This window comes from Burkholderia sp. BCC1998 (genome assembly GCF_905339875.1).
GTDB lineage: Bacteria > Pseudomonadota > Gammaproteobacteria > Burkholderiales > Burkholderiaceae > Burkholderia.
This window is the reverse complement of sequence record NZ_CAJPHE010000083.1, coordinates 1-818: the sequence shown is the minus strand read 5'-3', so window position 1 is coordinate 818 and position 818 is coordinate 1. Positions and strand designations below refer to the sequence as shown.

Genomic DNA, 818 nt, shown 5'->3' with positions numbered 1-818 from the left:
GACAGGAACATGTTGACGCCGAGGAACGCGAACGTCGTCACGAGCAGGCCGGTGAGCGCCCACCAGGCGGCAACCGCGCCGCGCAGGCCCTTCATCAGGCGCATGTGCAGCCAGGCCGCGTAGTTGAGCCACACGATCAGCGCCCAGGTTTCCTTCGGGTCCCAGCTCCAGTAGCCGCCCCATGCTTCGGCGGCCCACAGCGCGCCGAGAATCGTCGCGATCGTGAAGAACGCGAAGCCGACCGCGATCGACTTGTACATCACGTCGTCGAGCACCTCGAGCGTCGGCAGGCGATCGGCGAGCACGCCGCGCTCCTTCATCAGGTACGCGACCGACACCATCGCCGACAGCGCGAAGCTGCCGTAGCCGATGAAGTTCGCCGGCACGTGGATCTTCATCCACCAGCTCTGCAGCGCCGGCACGAGCGGCTGGATCTGCTGCGCGTCGCGCGCGACCGAGTACCACATCAGGAAGCCGACGGCCGCGCTGATGACCAGCAGCACGAACGCGCCGAGCGCGCGCGTGCCGTAGTGGCCTTCGTAATACAGGTAGAGCAGCGCGGTGATCAGGCTGAACAGCACGAACACTTCGTACAGGTTCGACACCGGGATATGCCCGACGTCGGCGCCGATCAGGTAGGACTCGTACCAGCGCACCATCAGGCCGGTGAAGCCCATCAGCACGGCGACCCACGTGAGCTTCTGGCCGATCGCGGCGCCCGACTCCGAGCGCGCGAGCAGACCGATCCAGTAGAAGATCGTCGCGAGCACGAACAGCGCGCTCATCCACAGGATCGCGGACTGGCTCGACAGGAAGTA

Annotated in this window: 1 protein-coding gene; it reads right to left on the bottom strand. The window is 65.9% G+C overall.

Annotated features, from left to right (window positions below; all coding sequences use genetic code 11):
- Positions 1–818: c-type cytochrome biogenesis protein CcsB (gene ccsB / locus U5A56_RS36875; protein ID WP_321927399.1), on the bottom strand; the 818-nt coding region annotated here is incomplete at both ends.